This is a genomic window from Agrobacterium salinitolerans (assembly GCF_027498475.1).
Taxonomy (GTDB): domain Bacteria; phylum Pseudomonadota; class Alphaproteobacteria; order Rhizobiales; family Rhizobiaceae; genus Agrobacterium; species Agrobacterium salinitolerans.
The window spans coordinates 182,901-200,930 of the sequence record NZ_JAPZLN010000003.1; the positions used below are offsets into that span (position 1 = coordinate 182,901).

Sequence of the window (18,030 nt, forward strand, 5' to 3'; positions counted from 1 at the left end):
GCAGAATGTGGAGAGGGGGCGCCGGGGAGGCGCCCTTTTTATCATGGGCAGATCAGGCGTTGTCCGCCCGTCCATCCGGATATTCGGCTGGTCCCTTCAACTCGATCTTGTTGCCGAATGGATCACGGAAATAGTACGAATGTCCCATTCCTCTCGCGCCGCCGTGAAAGGCTTCCTGTTCTATCGTAACGTTAAATTTCGCCAGATGTGCGCGAAGCGCATCATGGTTCAGGGGACCGGTCGCTATGCAGATGTGATCGACATTCCGTCCTCCGGCGACGGGCGGAGCAGCCTTTGTGCCACCGGGATGTGTGACATCCCACAGCACGATCAAGGCATTTCCGCACCAGACCTGTTCCATGCCGAGAGCAGGATAAGAGTAACCATCAGTGCACCCCAGCACGTTCCGGTAGAAATCGAGCGCCCGCGCCATATCGTCGACGATGAAGACGATATGATCGATACCGACCAGCGAAAAAGGCGGCGTTGTCAAAGTCATTGCGGGTTCCTGCCGATCAGTTTTTCGACCAGACGGCCAGTTCGTATCCATCCGGATCGGTGAAATGGAAACGCCGGCCGCCGGGAAAGGCGAAGATCGCGACGCTGATCTGGCCGCCGGCGGCCTCGATACGCCGTTGCACATCCTCGATATCGGCGGCGTAGAGAATGACGAGCGGTCCGCCCTTGGAAGAAACCGGCGCGGTGGTGGTGAAGCCGCCCGTCAGGCGGCCGTCGGAGAATTCGCAATATTGCGGACCGTAATCCTTGAAAGTCCAACCGAACGCGCCGCCGTAAAATTCCTTGCTGCGCTCGATATCGGCGACGTTGAATTCGACATAGTCGATGCGTCGGTCGTTTGTATTCGTGATCATCTTTCCTCCATCAATCCTTTTCGAGCAGCGCCTTCAGCGTTTCGAGATCGGCCGTGACCGCTCTTGCATCCTGATCGAAATCCTCGTCCGTCATGCCCTGAAGGCGAAGCAGGGTGAAACTCACCTCCGTACCGTCGCCATTCGGTGTCACCCGTAGCGCGTTATAAACTTTGATACCATCCGGCAATGTCACGACGTGGTCGATGACGCCCAATTCGTTTGCGGGCGCAAAATTGACGCGTACCTCGCCAAGCGGCCCGCCCTCGGCGATCCAGTCTTGGCCATCGGCTTTAAGACCGCCCGCAAGGCCCGCGGCCCAGCGGGGCATATTCTGAGGGTCGGAGGCGAAGTTGTAGACCTCAGCCCACGGTTTTTCGATGGATAGATGAATGATTCTCGACTGCATGACAGGCATTTCATCCTCCCTGACGGCGCTTTCCCGCGACTGCGCCACTTTGTCGTCACTTGATGCAAGTCAAGGATGTTTCACTGCGGAGATGGGAGAAAGCAAGGAGATAAAAATGGACTCCTATCATGAACATCTATCGCGCCGGACAGGATCGCCCGCAACAGCCGGTTGAAAGACTGGAGGCGGAAGCCGTCAATTCCGCAAAAACGCGCAAACCGCTCTATGAAGCGCGCAAGAAGATTTTTCCCAAGCGCGCCGAGGGCCGGTTCCGGCGGTTCAAATGGCTGGTAATGCTGATCACGCTCGGCATTTATTATCTGACGCCATTCCTGCGCTGGGACCGTGGCCCCTATGCGCCAGATCAGGCGGTGTTGATCGATATCGCCAACCGGCGCTTTTATTTCTTCTTCATCGAAATCTGGCCGCAGGAGTTCTTTTTCGTCGCCGGATTGCTGGTCATGGCGGGGCTGGGGCTCTTTCTCGTCACCTCCGCCGTTGGGCGCGCATGGTGCGGTTATACCTGTCCGCAGACCGTCTGGGTCGATCTGTTTCTGGTGGTCGAGCGGGCGATAGAGGGCGACAGGAACGCTCGCATGAAACTGGATGCGGCGCCCTTCACGTTTGGCAAGTTACACAAGCGGGTGTTGAAACATGCGGTCTGGCTGGTCATCGGTGTTCTGACAGGTGGAGCCTGGATCTTCTATTTTGCCGATGCGCCGACGCTGGCGAGAGAGTTCCTGACCGGCGAAGCACCCATGATCGCTTACACCACCGTCGCGATCCTCACCGCTACTACCTATGTCTTCGGCGGGCTGATGCGGGAACAGGTCTGCACCTATATGTGCCCCTGGCCGCGCATTCAGGCAGCGATGCTGGACGAGAATTCGCTTGTCGTCACTTATAATGACTGGCGGGGTGAACCGCGCTCGCGGCACGCTAAAAAGGCTGCGGCGGCAGGGGAGAGCATCGGCGATTGCGTCGATTGCAATGCCTGCGTTGCGGTCTGTCCCATGGGCATCGACATCAGGGACGGGCAGCAGCTGGAATGCATCACCTGCGCGCTCTGTATCGATGCCTGTGACGGGGTGATGGACAAGATCGGCAAACCGCGCGGGCTGATCGCCTATGCGACGCTGTCCGAATACCAGTCCAATATGGCGCTGGCGACCGGCAACGGCGAATACGCCATCCGTCCCGCCAATGTGCGCGAAGAGGACGGCCGTTTCAGTAGGCGCGTGCGCCACTTCAACTGGCGCATCATCTTCCGGCCGCGCACGCTGCTTTATACGGCCATCTGGGCTGCTGTGGGCATCGGCATGCTGTTTGCGCTGGTGACGCGCGAGCGGCTGGCGCTCAACGTGCTGCACGACCGCAACCCGCAATATGTGCTGGAATCGAACGGGTCCATCCGCAACGGTTACACGGTCCGAATCCTCAACATGGTGCCACAGCCACGCATAATGAGCCTGACGATGGACGGCCTTCCGAATGCGGTGATGAAGATAAACGGCATGGCCGATACGGCTGCCCGGGCTTTCGAGGTGACCGTGGAGCCGGATGAGGCGACGACGCTGAAGGTCTTTGTCACCCTGCCGGGCGAGGATGTTGCGCGGGTAGCTGAAAATTTCGAATTCATCGTCAGCGATACGGCCGGCCACGAAACGGCCCGTTACGATGCGGTCTTCAATGCTCCGGGAGTGAAAAAATGACGGTGAACAATCAACGCGCCTCCGGTTTCACATTTACCGGCTGGCACATGCTCGGCGTCATGATGCTGTTCTTTGGTACCATCATTACCGTCAACATGATCATGGCCTGGAACGCGATCCATAGCTGGAGCGGGCTTGTGGTGCCCAATACCTATGTGGCCAGCCAGCAGTTCAACGCCAAGGCGGAGGCCGCCAAGGCAAGGGCTGCAACCGGCATCAAGGGCAGGCTGGCGGTGGATGAAAAGACCGTGCGTTACGAAGTTTTCCATCCGGATGCCGGGCCTGTCGACACGGATACGGTGACGGCGCATTTCCGCCGGCCCGTGGGTGAGAGCCAGAATTTCGACATGGAGCTGGCCCCGGTTTCGACAGGTGTTTTCACTGCTGCGCATGACATGTTGCCCGGCCAATGGATCGTCGAAGTGACAGCCGTCAAGGATGGCCGGATCATCGTGCATGAGGGCACGCGGATCGCCGTCATCAGGGGGCGCAAATGAGCTGCTGCGCACCGGGAACGGAAGGGTCGCTGCAACTCGGCGAACCGGTCAATCCGCCATCGTCGGAGGAATTGCTGCTGGCGAGCCGCGATCTGGGGCAGGGTCTTCGCCAGACCGATCTCAGCGTGCCGGGTGTTTATTGCGGCGCCTGCATCACCACCATCGAGACTGCGCTTCGCCGCGTGCCGCAAGTGGAGCGGGCGCGGGTGAACCTGTCGTCGAAACGGGTGGCGGTCGTCTGGAAGGAAGAGGTCGATGGCGTCAGGACCGATCCTGCCGATCTTGCCCGCGCGATCCTTTCAACCGGATACAGGACACATCTTTTCGCGAGCGGGCAGGATGCTTCAGACGCGTTGCGCTCGCAGCTTATCAGGGCGGTGGCACTTTGCGGCTTTGCGTCCGCCAACATCATGCTGCTGTCGGTATCCGTCTGGTCGGGCGCGGATGCGGCGACGCGTGACATGTTCCACTGGATTTCGGCGATGATCGCCGCGCCGGCGCTGATCTATGGCGGGCGTTTCTTTTATCGATCGGCCTGGAATGCGCTGAAACACGGCCGCACCAATATGGATGTGCCGATCGCGCTCGCCATCACGCTTTCCTACGCCGTTTCGCTGTGGGAGACGATCCATCACGGCGAACACGCGTGGTTCGACGCGACGGTATCGCTGCTGTTCTTCCTGCTGATCGGTCGCACGCTTGATCATGTCATGCGCGACAAGGCGCGCTCGGCGATTGCCGGATTGGCCCGCCTTTCGCCGCGCGGCGCTACCGTCATCGACGCGGACGGGGTGCGGGACTACCGGTCGCTTGCGGATATCGAACCCGGAATGTCGATTGCGATTGCGGCGGGTGACCGGGTAGCGGTGGATGCCGTGGTGGTCTCCGGCAGCAGCGATCTCGACATGTCCATCGTCAATGGTGAAAGCGCGCCGCGCCGCGTTGCGGCAGGCGACAGCCTGCAGGCCGGCACGCTCAACCTCACCGGTTCGCTCACCGCCCGGGTGACCGCCTCGGCAAGGGATTCCTTTCTGTCGGAAGTGATCGGGTTGATGGAGGCGGCCGAAGGCGGACGGGCGCGTTACCGCCGTATCGCCGACCGCGCCGCAAGCTATTATTCACCCGTGGTGCATCTTCTCGCGCTGGTCACGTTTATCGGCTGGGGCATTTTCGGCGGCGACTGGAAACAGGCGATGCTGATTGCCATCGCGGTTCTCATCATCACTTGTCCCTGCGCGCTCGGCCTTGCCGTTCCCGTCGTGCAGGTGGTGGCGGCTGGAAGGCTCTTCCGGCACGGCATTATGGTCAAGGAAGGTTCGGCGATGGAGCGGCTGGCCGAAATCGACACCGTGCTATTCGACAAAACCGGCACCCTCACTGTTGGTAAACCGAGACTGGTCAAGACAGGTGATGTGACGCCGGCCACCATGGCAATCGCGGCGGGACTTGCCGCCCATTCGCGTCATCCGTTGTCGAAAGCCCTACAGGCCGCCTATAACGGTGCCCTGCCGGCCTATGAGGTGGTCCGGGAAATTCCGGGCTCGGGTGTGGAGGCCGAGACGGCATCCGGCATCTACCGGCTCGGCAATCGCCGTTTCGCCTGCGCGGATGAGGCAAGGCTCGACAATGGCGATGCGCGGTCGGAAGTGGTGCTGTCGCTCGATGGCCATCAACTGGCAAGCTTCGGTTTCGAGGATAATCCGCGCGTTGGTGCGGTTGCGGCTTTGCGTCATCTCTCAGTGCGGGGTCTTGTGCAGGAAATCGTTTCGGGTGACCGGCCCGCCGCCGTCAGCGCGATGGCGCAGCGGCTGGGGATCGGCAACTGGCGTGCCGACCTGTCGCCGAAGGACAAGGCGGCTCGTTGCGCCGAGCTTGCCGACGAGGGGCGCAGGGTGCTGATGGTCGGGGACGGTATCAACGACGCGCCGGCGCTGGCCGCCGCGCATGTTTCGATGGCTCCGGCCACCGCCGCCGATATAGGCCGCCAGGCCGCCGACTTCGTGTTCATGCACGAAGATCTGGATGCGGTTCCTGTTGCAATAGAGACCTCGCGCCGGGCTGGGCGGCTTATCCGGCAGAATTTCGCGTTGGCCATCGGCTACAACATCATCGCGGTGCCGATTGCGATTGCCGGTTACGCGACGCCGATGATCGCGGCCATCGCCATGTCGACATCGTCGCTGATCGTTGTCGCCAACGCCCTGCGTCTTGCCGGAGCGGCGGAGGCCGTTTCTGCGCGAGAGATCGTGCCGACGGGCTTTACAGGCGAGGGGGCGCAACCCGCATGAATATGCTTATCTATCTTATTCCCGTCGCCCTGTTTCTCGGTGCGCTCGGGCTTTCCGCTTTTCTCTGGTCGGTGCGGTCAGGGCAATATGAGGATATGGACGGGGCAGCCTGGCGGGCACTGGACGATGGCGACGACCGGCCTCGACCTTCCTAGAGACAGGCCCATCGCTTCCATTGCGAGCGTCTTTCGACATGAGGCAAATATGCAAAGCTGACTTGCGTCATCAAAATTTAATCGTTTCAGTCGCGGCCAGCCTTGCCGTTTGGTGATTACAGTGCCACAACACGACCACCTAAAAGCAAGATGGAGGCACATCCGTGGAACAGGCAGAAATCGGTTTGATCGGTCTCGGCGTCATGGGCTCGAACCTGGCGTTGAACATCGCAGAAAAGGGCAACAAGATTGCCGTATTCAACCGAACCCCTGAAGCGACGAAGAAATTCTACGCCGAGGCTGGAGACCTGCAGGGGCAATTGATCCCTTGCGAAACCATCGAGGAATTCGTCGCCGCCATTCGTCCTCCGCGTCCGATCATCATCATGATCAAGGCTGGCGACCCCGTCGACCAGCAGATGGAAATCCTTAAACCCCATCTCGCCAACGGCGATATCATGATCGACGCCGGCAATGCCAATTTCCGCGATACGATCCGCCGTTTCGATAATCTGAAAGATAGCGGCCTGACCTTTATCGGCATGGGCGTTTCCGGCGGTGAAGAAGGCGCGCGTCATGGACCGTCGATCATGGTTGGCGGTACCGAAGACAGCTGGAAGCGCGTCGAGAAGGTTCTGACCTCCATCTCCGCCAAGTATAATGACGATCCGTGCGTGGCATGGCTCGGCAATGACGGCGCCGGCCACTTCGTCAAGACCATCCATAACGGCATCGAATATGCCGACATGCAGATGATCGCCGAAATCTACGGCATCCTGCGCGATGGCCTTGGCATGAGCGCCGTCGAAATCGCCGATGTGTTCGCCGAATGGAACAAGGGCCGCCTGAATTCCTACCTGATCGAGATCACCGAGAAGGTTCTGCGCGCCGCCGATCCAATTACCGGCAAGCCGATGGTCGATCTGATCCTCGACAAGGCCGGCCAGAAGGGCACAGGCAAGTGGTCGGTCATCGAAGCCCAGAACATGGGCGTCGCCGCAACCGCCATTGAGGCGGCCGTCGCTGCCCGTATCCTGTCTTCGCAGAAGGATGAGCGTGAAGCTGCCGAGAAGATTTTCGGTCTGCCGACGCTTGCAGCCGCACCCGCAGACAAAAAGGCGTTTATCGCCGATCTGGAAAGCGCGCTTCTGGCCGCCAAGGTCGGCGCCTATGCGCAGGGCTTCGCCATCATGTCGGCCGCGTCGAAGGAGTTCAACTGGAACCTGCCGATGCCGACGATCGCCCGTATCTGGCGCGCCGGCTGCATCATCCGCTCGGAATTCCTCGATGAGATCACTTCGGCCTTTACGAAGGATCCGCATGTGGCCAACCTCATCGTGACGCCGGCCTTCTCCGCCATCGTCAAGGATACCGACGCGCCGCTGCGTCGTGTGGTTTCCTATGCCGTGCTCTCCGGCCTGCCTGTTTCGGCGCTGGCTTCGGCACTCGGCTATTTCGATGCCTATCGCCGCGGTCGCGGCAGCGCCAACCTCATCCAGGCGCAGCGCGACTTCTTCGGCGCCCACGGCTTCGAACGCACCGACGGTGTGGACAAACCGCACGGCCCTTGGGGCAGCGGCGCGGATAGCTTCTGATAGGGTGAAACGACAAACGACAAAAGGCCCGCGCGAGCGGGCCTTTTTCATTTCATCTATGCCTCGATTAGCGGGCGGCGGCGAGACCGACGATCAGGCCGCTGACGGCGTTGATGAGCAGGAACTGGTTGTCGACGCGCACCCAGCGCTGGTCGCGGCGCGGTTCGGCAAGGCGATAGCGGCGGTAGTCACGGCGGTCCACCATGTTGCGGCGCTCACGGGCCGAGAGGCGCTGGCCGCGATCCCAGCGGTGCTTCTTGACGATGACTTTCTTGGTGGTGACCTGACGCTCGACGGTAACGCCGCGATGGCGGTCGTCGTGGCGGCTCTGGGCCTGAGCCATCGGGGCTGCAAGAACGGTGGCTGCCAGAAGAATGGTGACGAACTTTTTCATGGACGTTTCCTCTCGTGTTTCGATGAGGAGAACTTACGAATAAACGAATGAACGGAAACTGAATTTAAAATTACATTTATGTAATGGTTATTAACGGTTAGGTGCGGACATTAATTCTTCGGTTGCAGATTGCAATCCGGCTCTTGGAGTGAGACCGCCCGGTATCCGCCGGACGGCCTTGCTTCATATATCAGGCCCGTTCGGCGGATTTTGCCCAGAGGTTGATATCAGCGTCCTTGGCGTAACGGTCGATTTCGGCCAGTTCTTCGGCGGAGAAATCAGCATTGTCCAGCGCCTTTACGCAGTCCTCGACCTGTTCGACACGGCTTGCGCCGATCAGCGCCGAGGTGATGCGGCCGCCGCGCAGAACCCAGGCAATCGCCATCTGCGCCAGCGTCTGGCCGCGGCGTTCGGCAATACTGTTCAGCGCGCGGATGTTTTCGACATTGCGCTCGTTGAGGAACGCCGGGTTCAGCGACTTGCTCTGCGAGGCGCGGCTACCCTGCGGCACGCCACCGAGATATTTCGTCGTCAACATGCCCTGCGCCAACGGCGAGAAGACGATGGAGCCGATGCCCAGTTCTTCCAACGTGTCGACGAGACCATCTTCTTCGATCCAGCGATTGATCATCGAATAGCTCGGCTGATGGATGATGCAGGGTGTGCCGAGATCCTTCAGGATCGCGGCGGCCTCGCGGGTACGCTTCGAATTGTAGGACGAGATGCCGACATAAAGCGCCTTGCCCGAACGCACGATCTGGTCCAGCGCGCCGCAGGTCTCCTCAAGCGGTGTATTGGGGTCGAAACGGTGGGAATAGAAAATATCGACGTAGTCCAGCCCCATGCGCTTCAGGCTCTGGTCGCAGGAGGCGATTACATATTTGCGGCTGCCCCATTCGCCATAGGGACCTGGCCACATGTTGTAACCGGCCTTGGAGGAGATGATCATCTCGTCGCGATAACCTCTGAAATCCGTCTTCAGAATTTCACCGAAGGCGGTTTCGGCGCTGCCGGGTGGCGGGCCGTAATTGTTGGCGAGATCGAAATGGGTAATGCCGAGATCGAAGGCGCGGCGGCAAATGGCCTGTTTCGTCTGGTGCGGCGTGTCATTACCGAAATTGTGCCAGAGCCCCAGCGAAATCGCCGGCAGTTTCAGGCCGGTCTTGCCACAATGATTGTATTTCATGGATGTGTATCGGTTTTCGGCCGGTTGCCAAACCATGGGTATTCCTCCATTTGCTGATGACTGGCTGCCGCAGAACCCGGCAACCCTTTGAACTGTCGACGACAGGCGCATGTGCACCTGTCATTCCCGAGAGGGATGGTTATGCCTTTCTCCGCATCGTTTCAATGTCGGGATTGGGCGAGGATTGGCAGGTGTGAAGATCGAAGATGCGGAAATGCGGCTGGGGGCCGCCCGCCTTCGGGGTGAAGATGATGCGGCGCGTTTCACCGGCGGAAAGATCGAACAGATTGTCCGAATATCGACCCGGCTGGTCCGCCTCCAACATGACGAAGAGGGCGAGACCGGCGGCGGTGACATCGATTTCAAACTGGCCGTTTTTCAGCGGGCTGACGGAGAGATCCAACCCGGCGGGCTGAAGATCCAGCGCCTTGTAGCTATCGCGCACATGATGGCCTTCGCCGGTCATGCCGTTGGACGCGATGAAGCTCCACGCAAGGATAGCGCCATCCGGCAGGCTGTCCATGTCGATGTCTGTCAGCGTCGCGGCCTTATCCGTCGCGCATGTGCCGTTGGCGGATTTCAGCGGCACGCGGTTGCCGTCCATGGTCAGGGCAACGATGTTCATGTCAATTTCCACATCCTCCGCCGTGTCGTTGACCATCGAGAAGCTCACCCGGCGTCCATCTTCTGAAGGGATGGCCGAGACTGTAACCGGCTGGAAGAAACGGCGGGCGGCATAGTGCAGCGCCTTCCAGCCGCCGCCATAATCGAGGCTCGACCATGAGGCGACCGGCCAGGTGTCGTTGAGCTGCCAATAAAGCGTGCCCATGCAATGGGGCTTGAGCGAGCGCCAGTAATCGACAGCCGTGCGGATGGCCAGCGCCTGCTGCACCTGACTGAGATAAACGAAATTCTTGAAATCGTTGGGGAAGCGGAAATAGCGGAACATGGTGCCCGCAATCCGCTCATTGCCGCCGACATTCTTCTGGTGCAGTTCGATGACCGGGGAGGCGATGTTCATGTCCTTCTCTTCCGCATAGGTGCGGATGACAGGCATGGACGTATAGGATTGGAAACCGAATTCGGAGCAGAAGCGCGGCTTGACCGAGCGGTAATTGTCGAACGACTTGTTCTCGTGCCAGACGGACCAATAATGCATGTCGCCGGAGCCATCCGCGTGCCAGGCGTCGCCATAATCGAGATAACCGGAAGCGGGGCTTGACGGCCACCAAAGCGCTTCGGGAGCGGCTTTTTTCAGGGCTTTTTCGATAGTGCGGTTCAGGCGGTCGTAAGCCACGAGATAGCGGTCGCGATTGTTGCGGGATTCATCGAACCAGGTCAGCGCGCCCACCAGTTCGTTATCACCGCACCAGAGTGCGATGGACGGATGCGAGGAGAGGCGTTTGACCTGATAGTCGACCTCGTGTTCGACATTGTCGAGAAAGTCCTCGCTGCAGGGATAGAGATTGCAGGCGAACATAAAGTCCTGCCAGACCAGCAGGCCGAGACGGTCGCAGAGGTCGTAGAACCAGTCTTCCTCATAAAAGCCGCCGCCCCAGACTCGTATCATGTTCATATTGGCCTCGACCGCGGAGCAGAGGAGATCTTCGGTCTTTTCCCGGCTGGTCAACGAATAAAGCGCATCGGCGGGAATCCAGTTGGCGCCGCGGCAGAAGATTTCCCGGCCATTGATGCGGAGGGCGAAGCGGCTGCCGGCCTCATCCTTGTCGGTCAGAAGCTCGATGGTCCTGAAGCCGATCTGCCGGGTCACGGTCTCATCGGGCAATTCCACGGTCAGTCTGTAGAGCGTCTGCTCGCCACTGCCGACCGGCCACCAGAGTTCCGGATTTTCCACGAAGAAGACGTGGCGTATCACCGTTTCGCCGGCGCCGACGCCGCAATCGAGCCTGAGCCTATCGTCATTCAGCGACAGATAGACCGGCAGGCTTGCCGGTCCCTCGGCAAAAAGGGTGACGGCCACATGCAGTTCGACACCGCCTTCGACATGGTGCTGCGAGGTAACGACATGTTCGATGCGGGCCGTATCGAGCCGCTTCAGCAGGATTTTGCCGTAAAGTCCAAGCGGCGCAATTGCGATATTCCAATCCCAGCCGAAATGGCATTGCGGCTTGCGCAGCATGTTGCCATTGGCAATGGGTGAATTGCCGGGGTGATAGGGAATATAAAAAGGCTGCCGCGCCTGCCGCTCCGCACCGGCCACGATGTTGGAATGGAAATGGATTCGGATGATGTTTTCACCGGGCCGTATGGCCCGTGAGACGTCGGGGCGGTATCGGCGGAAGCAATTGTCGGCGCTCAGGACCGGTACGTCGTTGACGAAGACGATGGCGACCGTGTCGAGGTAATCGATATCGAGATACCAGCTGGCGTCCGCCTCATCGAGAATGAAAGTGCGCTCAAGGATCCAGTCTCGCTGCGCGACCCATTGCACCGCCTTTTCATTGGCGCCGTGATAGGGATCAGGAATGACGCCCGCATTTTTGAGCGCGGTGTGAATATCGCCCGGTACGGAAAGCTGGGTGGCGTGGTCTCCTTCCACCGAGCTCAGGCGCCAGGACCCGGCCAGATCGACGACGGTTTCGGGCGAGGAAGAAGAAAGCATAATCGGACCCTGCATAATATGAATTCAACGAAGACGGCCGGCATTATGATGCAGGCTTGTGTCAGAATATGGGGAGAATGGATCGACGCAAAGCGGCCGTGATACGTTTATGCGGCCTTGCGATTTCCTCCCTCCGGCAACGTTACCGTAAAACAATCCTCCCGTCATTCCTTTGAATGTCCTGTGGATGCCAGAAAAATACCGGGCGTTTATTGAGTGGGACGCAGAAGTTCTGGTGAGTTATAAATTTGTTATTTTATCAATTTATATCAGTAATTTATTCTATTTATTTAATTTAAATAATTAGGATGTTTGTCCGTCAATATCCACAATTTCCAGACCTTGAGGAGTGGCTGACGGCGGGGAGATATTTTCTCGATCTATATCGTTATAGCCGGATCGGCGGATATGCAGAAAAGGCCCGCTCTGTGGCCGAGACCTTTGCCTTTGCAACAGAGCAAAAGCTATCTATGATTATCGTTCGGTAAAGCGTGGCGAAATGACATGAACGATACTGGAAAATCCGGCAGGGACGACATATCCGCGACGACGGGCGAGCGTCCGACCTTGAAGACCATCGCCTATATGACGGGTCTCGGCATCACCACCGTCTCGCGCGCACTGAAGGATGCGCCCGATATCGGCGCTGAAACCAAGGAGCGCGTGCGGCTGATCGCCCGGCAGATCGGTTACCAGCCAAACCGCGCCGGGGTGCGCCTTCGCACCGGCAAGACCAATGTGATTGCCCTTGTGCTGAGCGTCGATGAAGAACTGATGGGTTTTACCAGCCAGATGGTATTCGGCATCACCGAGGTTCTTTCCACGACACAATATCATCTGGTTGTGACGCCCCACATCCATGCCAAGGATTCGATGGTGCCGATCCGCTATATTCTCGATACCGGTTCGGCGGATGGGGTCATTATTTCGAAAATCGAGCCCAACGATCCGCGCGTTCGTTTCATGACCGAGCGCAACATGCCCTTCGTCACCCATGGGCGGTCCGATATGGGCATCGACCATGCTTTTCACGATTTCGATAATGAGGCCTATGCCTATGAAGCCGTCGAGCGGCTGGCGCAATGCGGACGCAAAAGGATCGCCGTCATCGTGCCGCCATCGCGGTTTTCGTTCCACGATCACGCCCGCAAGGGGTTCAACCGGGCGATCAGGGATTTCGGCCTTAGCGAATTTCCGCTGGACGCCATCACCATCGAAACACCGCTTGAAAAAATCCGCGATTTCGGCCAGCGGTTAATGCAATCCGATGACCGTCCCGACGGCATCGTTTCAATCAGCGGCAGCAGCACCATCGCGCTGGTGGCGGGTTTCGAAGCGGCAGGTGTGAAAATCGGCGAAGATATCGATATCGTCTCGAAACAGTCCGCCGAGTTCCTGAACTGGATCAAACCGCAGATCCACACCGTCAATGAAGATATCAAGCTGGCGGGCAGGGAGCTTGCAAAGGCCCTTCTGGCGCGCATCAACGGCGCGCCGCCGGAAACCCTGCAGGGCATCAGCAGCCCTGTCTGGTCTTCGATGGCGCCGAAGCCGTAGCGAGCTGCTTTGCGATTGATGGCGCGACGTGCCTACCCAGCGATTGTCGCGCCTCGTTTCCTTATGCGGTACTTTATATTTCAATCGCAAGTAACTGTTTTGAAATATGAATTCTTCCGGTAATTCACGCTTCGGCCGTTTCCGGTTCAAAGCCGGAATGACGGCGCCGAACCGTTTGGGGCAGCAAATGCGCTTCAGGACAGGCAGTCCTTCAGCGAGCCGGCAATGCCGCGCATCAGCTTGAAATAGAGGTCCGGGCCGGGTTCCAGTGTTGCAGCCTCCGGATCGAGCGTCGCCGATTTCGCGGCGGTGCCTTCGGTGATGACCGAAATCAGCTTCGGCTCGAATTGCGGTTCAGCGAAGACGCAGGTTGCGCCGAGTTGGCGAACCTTTTCCTGCATCTGTTTGACGCGGTCCGCCCCCGGCAGGGTTTCGGGGCTTACGGTGATCGATCCCGCCGTCTTCACGCCGTAACGATGCTCGAAATATTGATAGGCATCGTGGAAGACGATGAAGGGCTTGTCCTTCAACGGCTTGACCGTTTCCCTGAGTTCGGCATCGAGCGCATCTAGGTCGTCTATCAGTTTTTTGGTATTGGCCTGATAGGTCGCGGCATTGCCGGCATCGGCGGCGATCAGAGCGGTTTCTATCGTCTGCGCCATGGCCTTGGCATTGGCGGGGTCGAGCCAGAGATGGGTGTCATAAGCGCCGTGGTCATGGTCCCCGTGGCCCTCCGCACGGTCGTGTCCATGATCGTGTGCGCCTTCCTCTTCGGCGTGGCCGTTATGTGCATGATGGCCTTCGTCGCCATGGTCGTGTGCTTCAAAGGGGCCGCCTTCACGGAAGGGCAGCTTCTCGAGCCCCTTGGCGTCTTCCAGTTCAACCACGGTCGCCTTGCTGGCAAGCGCCTCCAGGGGCTTTTCCAGGAATGCTTCCAGTCCCGGCCCGACCCAGAAGACCACATCCGCCTTTTCCAGCTTGCGCGCGTTGGAAGGTCTGAGATTATAGGTATGCGGTGAGGCAGCGCCGTCGACGATGAGCTGCGGGTCGCCGACGCCCTGCATGATGGCGGCGACGAGAGAATGGACGGGCTTGATCGAGACCACGACATCGGGCGCGGCGGTGGCGCCTGAAGCGGCCGCCGCTATTGCCACGGATGCCATGAGCGGGACCAGGAACGATTTCATGAAATGCACTCCACTTGAACAAGTATAGTTATGTTATTACATTTATTGCGTAACTCTATAACGTATGCAATAGCGGTAGGCAACATCGCCGAACGGACAATGCCATGCTTCATTCCGCCCGTAAGGGTAACGATACACTGGTTTCCCTTGCCAATGCCGGCGTGCAGCGCAACGGCCGATGGCTGGTGCGCGGCGTGGAGTTTTCCGTCAGCAAAGGCGAGATCGTCACGCTGATCGGCCCGAACGGTTCCGGCAAGTCAACGAGCGCGAAAATGGCAATCGGTGTGGTGAAGCCGACTGAGGGCGAGGTCTCGCGCATTGCCGGTCTGAGGGTCGGTTATGTGCCGCAGAAGCTTTCGGTTGATTGGACCATGCCGCTTTCGGTGCGCCGGCTGATGACGCTGACCGGGCCGCTGCCAGCCCGTGAAATCGACGCGGCGCTGAATGCGACTGGCATTGCGCATCTCGCCAATGCCGAGGTCCAGCACCTTTCCGGCGGCGAGTTCCAGCGCGCGCTTCTGGCTCGCGCCATCGCCCGCAAGCCCGATCTGCTGGTTCTTGACGAGCCCGTGCAGGGTGTTGATTTCGCCGGCGAGATAGCTCTCTATGATCTGATAAAAAATATCAGAAATTCAAATAATTGCGGAATTCTGTTAATCTCGCATGATCTGCATGTGGTGATGGCGGAGACCGATACCGTGATCTGCCTGAACGGCCATGTCTGCTGCCGGGGCACGCCGCAGGCTGTGAGCCAGAGCCCGGAATATATGCGGCTGTTCGGTGGCGCCGCGGCCAAGGCGCTTGCCGTCTACAGCCACCATCACGATCATACCCATTTGCCCGATGGCCGGGTGCAGCATGCGGATGGTTCGGTGACCGATCATTGCCACCCGGAGGATGGGCACCACCATATGCATGACCATGGCCACCATCACGACAACCATGACGAATGCGGCTGCGGCCATGAGCATGAACATGGGGGCCATACGCCTTCCAGTGAGCGGCAGGGAGACCGCCATGTTTGACGATTTCTTCGTTCGCGCCATGGTCGCAGGTATCGGTGTTGCGCTGACTGCCGGTCCTCTCGGCTGTTTCGTCGTCTGGCGTCGCATGGCCTATTTCGGCGATACGATGGCCCATTCGGCGCTGCTCGGCGTCGCGCTATCGCTGCTGTTGCAGCTCAACCTCATCGTCAGCGTCTTTATGGTGGCGTCGGCCGTATCGATCCTGCTTCTCTTCTTGCAACGGCGGCAGGCGCTTTCTTCCGACGCGCTGCTTGGCATCCTGTCCCATTCCGCGCTGGCGATCGGTCTCGTCATCGTCGCCTTCATGAGCTGGGTGCGCATCGATCTCGTCTCGTTCCTGTTCGGCGATATTCTCGCCGTCACCCGTAGCGATATCGCGCTGATCTGGGGCGGCGGGCTTGTGGTCGTCATCTCCATGGTGTTCCTGTGGCGGTCGCTGCTTGCCTCCACCGTCAATACCGAACTGGCGGAAGCCGAGGGGCTGAACCCGGAGCGGGCGAAGCTGATCTTTACGCTCCTGATGGCGCTGGTGATCGCCATTGCCATGAAGGTGGTCGGCATCATGCTCATCACCTCGCTGCTCATCATACCGGCGGCGACGGCGCGGCGTTTTTCCAGCACACCGGAGGTGATGGCGGTGGTGGCTTCACTGATCGGTGCGGTCGCCGTTGTCGGCGGCCTGTTCGGTTCGCTGACCTATGATACGCCGTCCGGCCCATCCATCGTGGTTGCCGCGGTGATCCTCTTCGTTATAAGCCTGTTGCCGGCGCCGGGTTTTTCCCGCGACGCGGATGAAGGAGGCAGATCATGAATGCTCAGACCCAGCAGAACCTCACCAAGAACCAGTCGCTGGTCATGAATGCCCTCTCAAACGCGCATCAGCCGCTGAGCGCCTATATGATCCTCGACAAGCTGCGCGACGAGGGGTTTCGTGCGCCGCTGCAGGTTTACCGGGCGCTGGAAAAGCTGGTGGAATTTGGTCTCGTGCACCGGCTCGAGAGCCTCAACGCCTTTGTCGCCTGCACCCATACGCAGGCGGAGTGCTGCTCGCAGCACCATGGCACGGTGGCTTTCGCCATCTGCGAGTCCTGCGGACAGGTGACGGAATTCCACGATCACGAAATCGACCACCGTCTCGAGCGCTGGGTGAAGGACAGCAAGTTCAAGGCGGAAAAGACCACCATTGAAATTCGCGGCCTCTGCGCCGCCTGCTCGGCTTAATCTCACGACGGGGCGGGCGTAGGCGCCCGCCGTTTCCTATCACTCGATGATCGTCAGATCCTTCGAAAAACGTTTCCAGTTTTCGATGTATTTCTCCGCCGAGCGGCGAAGCCCCGCGACGGTGTCATCATCCAGCGTCCGGATGGCGCGCGCCGGCGAGCCGACAATCAGGGAATTGTCCGGAAATTCCTTGCCCTCCGTCACCAGCGCATTGGCGCCGACGAGGCAGTTGCGGCCGATCTTCGCACCATTCAGGATCGTCGCGCCCATGCCGATGAGCGAATTGTCGCCAATGGTGCAGCCATGAACGATGGCATGGTGGCCGATGGTGCACATTTCGCCGATGACGGCGGGAAAACCGGGGTCGCTATGCACCATCACGCCTTCCTGAATATTGGTGCCGCGCCCGATGCTGATCGGCTCGTTATCGCCGCGCAGCGTCGCGCCGAACCAGATGCCGACATCGTCGCCGAGCGTGACCGAACCGATGACATTGGCATCTGGCGCGAGCCAGTAACGATCCGGGGCAGGGGTTTGTGGCACCCGGTCGGCGAGGCGATAAAGCGGCATGGCGGTGTCCTTCCCTTTTGTTTTTTTTGGCCTTTAGGCAACCGTCACGGCAAGCGTGCCGACACCCTCGACGCCGCATTCGATGCGGTCGCCGCGCACGATCGGGCCGACGCCGGCCGGCGTGCCGGTCATGATCACGTCACCGGCGGCAAGCGTGAACAGCTTGGAGAGCTCGGCAATCACTTCCGGCACCTTCCAGATCATCTGGGCAAGGTCGCCCGTCTGCTTGCGTTCGCCATTGACGTCGAGCCAGATCGCGCCAGTGGCGGGATGGCCGATCCTGTCTGCGGGAACGATGGGGGAGACCGGTGCGGAATATTCGAAGGCCTTCGCGCCTTCCCAGGAGCGGCCCATCTTCTTCAGGCCGTCCTGCAGGTCGCGGCGGGTCATGTCGATACCGACGGCGTAACCCCAGACATGGTCCAGTGCCGAGGACGCCGGGATATCGGCGCCGCCGCTTTTCAGAACCACGACACATTCGACTTCGTAATGTACGTTCGATGACAGCGGCGGGTAGGGGAAGTCCTCACCGGCTGGCAGCAGATTGTCCGGGTTCTTCTGGAAATAAAAGGGCGGCTCGCGCGAGGGATCGTGGCCCATCTCAATGGCGTGATCGGCATAATTGCGGCCGACGCAATAGACCCGCCGTACGGGAAACAGGTCGCCCGTGCCTTCAACGGGCAGGAGAACGGGTTTGGGAGCGGGGATGACGGTGGCGGCCATGTGGATTTCCTGTCGTCTT

At 59.5% G+C, this 18,030-nt stretch carries 18 protein-coding genes; 9 read left to right on the forward strand and 9 right to left on the reverse strand.

The annotated features are described in order from the left end of the window. Positions 1–52 precede the first annotated feature (52 nt). The 3 genes from O9X91_RS12865 to O9X91_RS12875 are packed head-to-tail and all read right to left on the reverse strand — an operon-like array spanning position 53 to position 1,287. On the reverse strand, positions 53–499 hold the full coding sequence (locus O9X91_RS12865) for a VOC family protein (protein WP_142912242.1): 447 nt from the start codon (positions 497–499) through the stop codon (positions 53–55). Between the two features lie 16 nt (positions 500–515). Then, positions 516–872: a VOC family protein gene (locus O9X91_RS12870; protein WP_137410399.1), complete on the reverse strand. Its 357-nt coding sequence runs from the start codon at positions 870–872 to the stop codon at positions 516–518. Between the two features lie 10 nt (positions 873–882). Continuing rightward, the gene (locus O9X91_RS12875) at positions 883–1,287 is read right to left on the reverse strand and encodes an SRPBCC family protein (protein WP_077982919.1); all 405 of its coding nucleotides are present in this window, start codon (positions 1,285–1,287) and stop codon (positions 883–885) included. A 119-nt stretch (positions 1,288–1,406) separates the two neighbouring features. Between O9X91_RS12875 and ccoG the strand changes: the two genes are divergently transcribed. From ccoG to gndA, 5 genes are all read left to right on the forward strand, one after another. Then, positions 1,407–2,990, forward strand: coding sequence for a cytochrome c oxidase accessory protein CcoG (gene ccoG / locus O9X91_RS12880; protein WP_269833472.1), 1,584 nt, complete (start codon positions 1,407–1,409; stop codon positions 2,988–2,990). Next, complete coding sequence (locus O9X91_RS12885; RefSeq protein WP_269825656.1) at positions 2,987–3,487, forward strand: FixH family protein; 501 nt, start codon at positions 2,987–2,989, stop codon at positions 3,485–3,487. The genes ccoG and O9X91_RS12885 overlap by 4 nt, the downstream gene beginning before the upstream one ends. Then, on the forward strand, positions 3,484–5,775 hold the full coding sequence (locus O9X91_RS12890) for a cation-translocating P-type ATPase (RefSeq protein WP_269833471.1): 2,292 nt from the start codon (positions 3,484–3,486) through the stop codon (positions 5,773–5,775). The genes O9X91_RS12885 and O9X91_RS12890 overlap by 4 nt, the downstream gene beginning before the upstream one ends. Continuing rightward, positions 5,772–5,930 (forward strand): cbb3-type cytochrome oxidase assembly protein CcoS, encoded by a 159-nt coding sequence (gene ccoS, locus O9X91_RS12895; RefSeq protein ID WP_269833470.1) that lies wholly within the window; start codon positions 5,772–5,774, stop codon positions 5,928–5,930. Before O9X91_RS12890 ends, ccoS begins: the two co-directional genes overlap by 4 nt. A 164-nt stretch (positions 5,931–6,094) precedes the next feature. Further along, positions 6,095–7,525 carry an NADP-dependent phosphogluconate dehydrogenase gene (gndA, locus tag O9X91_RS12900; protein WP_269833469.1) on the forward strand — a complete coding sequence of 477 codons (1,431 nt, stop codon included), beginning with the start codon at positions 6,095–6,097 and terminating at the stop codon, positions 7,523–7,525. A 67-nt stretch (positions 7,526–7,592) separates the two neighbouring features. On the opposite strand, the gene O9X91_RS12905 is transcribed toward gndA, so the two are convergent. The 3 genes from O9X91_RS12905 to O9X91_RS12915 form a co-directional block, all read right to left on the reverse strand. Further along, positions 7,593–7,919: an RcnB family protein gene (locus tag O9X91_RS12905; RefSeq protein ID WP_077982272.1), complete on the reverse strand. Its 327-nt coding sequence runs from the start codon at positions 7,917–7,919 to the stop codon at positions 7,593–7,595. Between the two features lie 190 nt (positions 7,920–8,109). After that, a complete protein-coding gene (gene mgrA / locus O9X91_RS12910; RefSeq protein ID WP_173989109.1) occupies positions 8,110–9,141 on the reverse strand; it encodes an L-glyceraldehyde 3-phosphate reductase in 1,032 nt (343 codons plus the stop codon). A 103-nt stretch (positions 9,142–9,244) separates the two neighbouring features. Continuing rightward, positions 9,245–11,743, reverse strand: coding sequence for a beta-mannosidase (locus O9X91_RS12915; protein ID WP_162520375.1), 2,499 nt, complete (start codon positions 11,741–11,743; stop codon positions 9,245–9,247). Positions 11,744–12,232: 489 nt separating this feature from the next. Here O9X91_RS12915 and O9X91_RS12920 point away from each other — a divergent pair, with 489 nt between their 5' ends. Beyond that, positions 12,233–13,285 carry a LacI family transcriptional regulator gene (locus O9X91_RS12920; RefSeq protein ID WP_142912234.1) on the forward strand — a complete coding sequence of 351 codons (1,053 nt, stop codon included), beginning with the start codon at positions 12,233–12,235 and terminating at the stop codon, positions 13,283–13,285. Positions 13,286–13,479: 194 nt separating this feature from the next. Here O9X91_RS12920 and znuA read toward each other — a convergent pair whose 3' ends face one another. Then, positions 13,480–14,472: a zinc ABC transporter substrate-binding protein ZnuA gene (gene znuA, locus O9X91_RS12925; protein ID WP_269833468.1), complete on the reverse strand. Its 993-nt coding sequence runs from the start codon at positions 14,470–14,472 to the stop codon at positions 13,480–13,482. A gap of 104 nt (positions 14,473–14,576) precedes the next feature. Here znuA and znuC point away from each other — a divergent pair, with 104 nt between their 5' ends. Genes znuC through zur form a run of 3 tightly spaced genes read left to right on the forward strand, consistent with a single transcriptional unit; the run spans position 14,577 to position 16,718 of the window. After that, the gene (gene znuC / locus O9X91_RS12930; RefSeq protein ID WP_142912232.1) at positions 14,577–15,497 is read left to right on the forward strand and encodes a zinc ABC transporter ATP-binding protein ZnuC; all 921 of its coding nucleotides are present in this window, start codon (positions 14,577–14,579) and stop codon (positions 15,495–15,497) included. Continuing rightward, complete coding sequence (znuB, locus tag O9X91_RS12935) at positions 15,490–16,308, forward strand: zinc ABC transporter permease subunit ZnuB (protein ID WP_142912231.1); 819 nt, start codon at positions 15,490–15,492, stop codon at positions 16,306–16,308. The genes znuC and znuB overlap by 8 nt, the downstream gene beginning before the upstream one ends. Further along, a complete protein-coding gene (zur, locus tag O9X91_RS12940; RefSeq protein ID WP_077982278.1) occupies positions 16,305–16,718 on the forward strand; it encodes a zinc uptake transcriptional repressor Zur in 414 nt (137 codons plus the stop codon). The genes znuB and zur overlap by 4 nt, the downstream gene beginning before the upstream one ends. A 39-nt stretch (positions 16,719–16,757) precedes the next feature. Here the strand turns inward: zur and O9X91_RS12945 are convergent, their stop codons facing one another. Continuing rightward, positions 16,758–17,288, reverse strand: a complete 531-nt coding sequence (locus O9X91_RS12945; RefSeq protein ID WP_142912230.1) for a gamma carbonic anhydrase family protein — start codon at positions 17,286–17,288, stop codon at positions 16,758–16,760. Positions 17,289–17,321: 33 nt separating this feature from the next. Then, positions 17,322–18,011, reverse strand: a complete 690-nt coding sequence (locus O9X91_RS12950; RefSeq protein ID WP_142912229.1) for a fumarylacetoacetate hydrolase family protein — start codon at positions 18,009–18,011, stop codon at positions 17,322–17,324. Between the last annotated feature and the right edge of the window lie 19 nt (positions 18,012–18,030).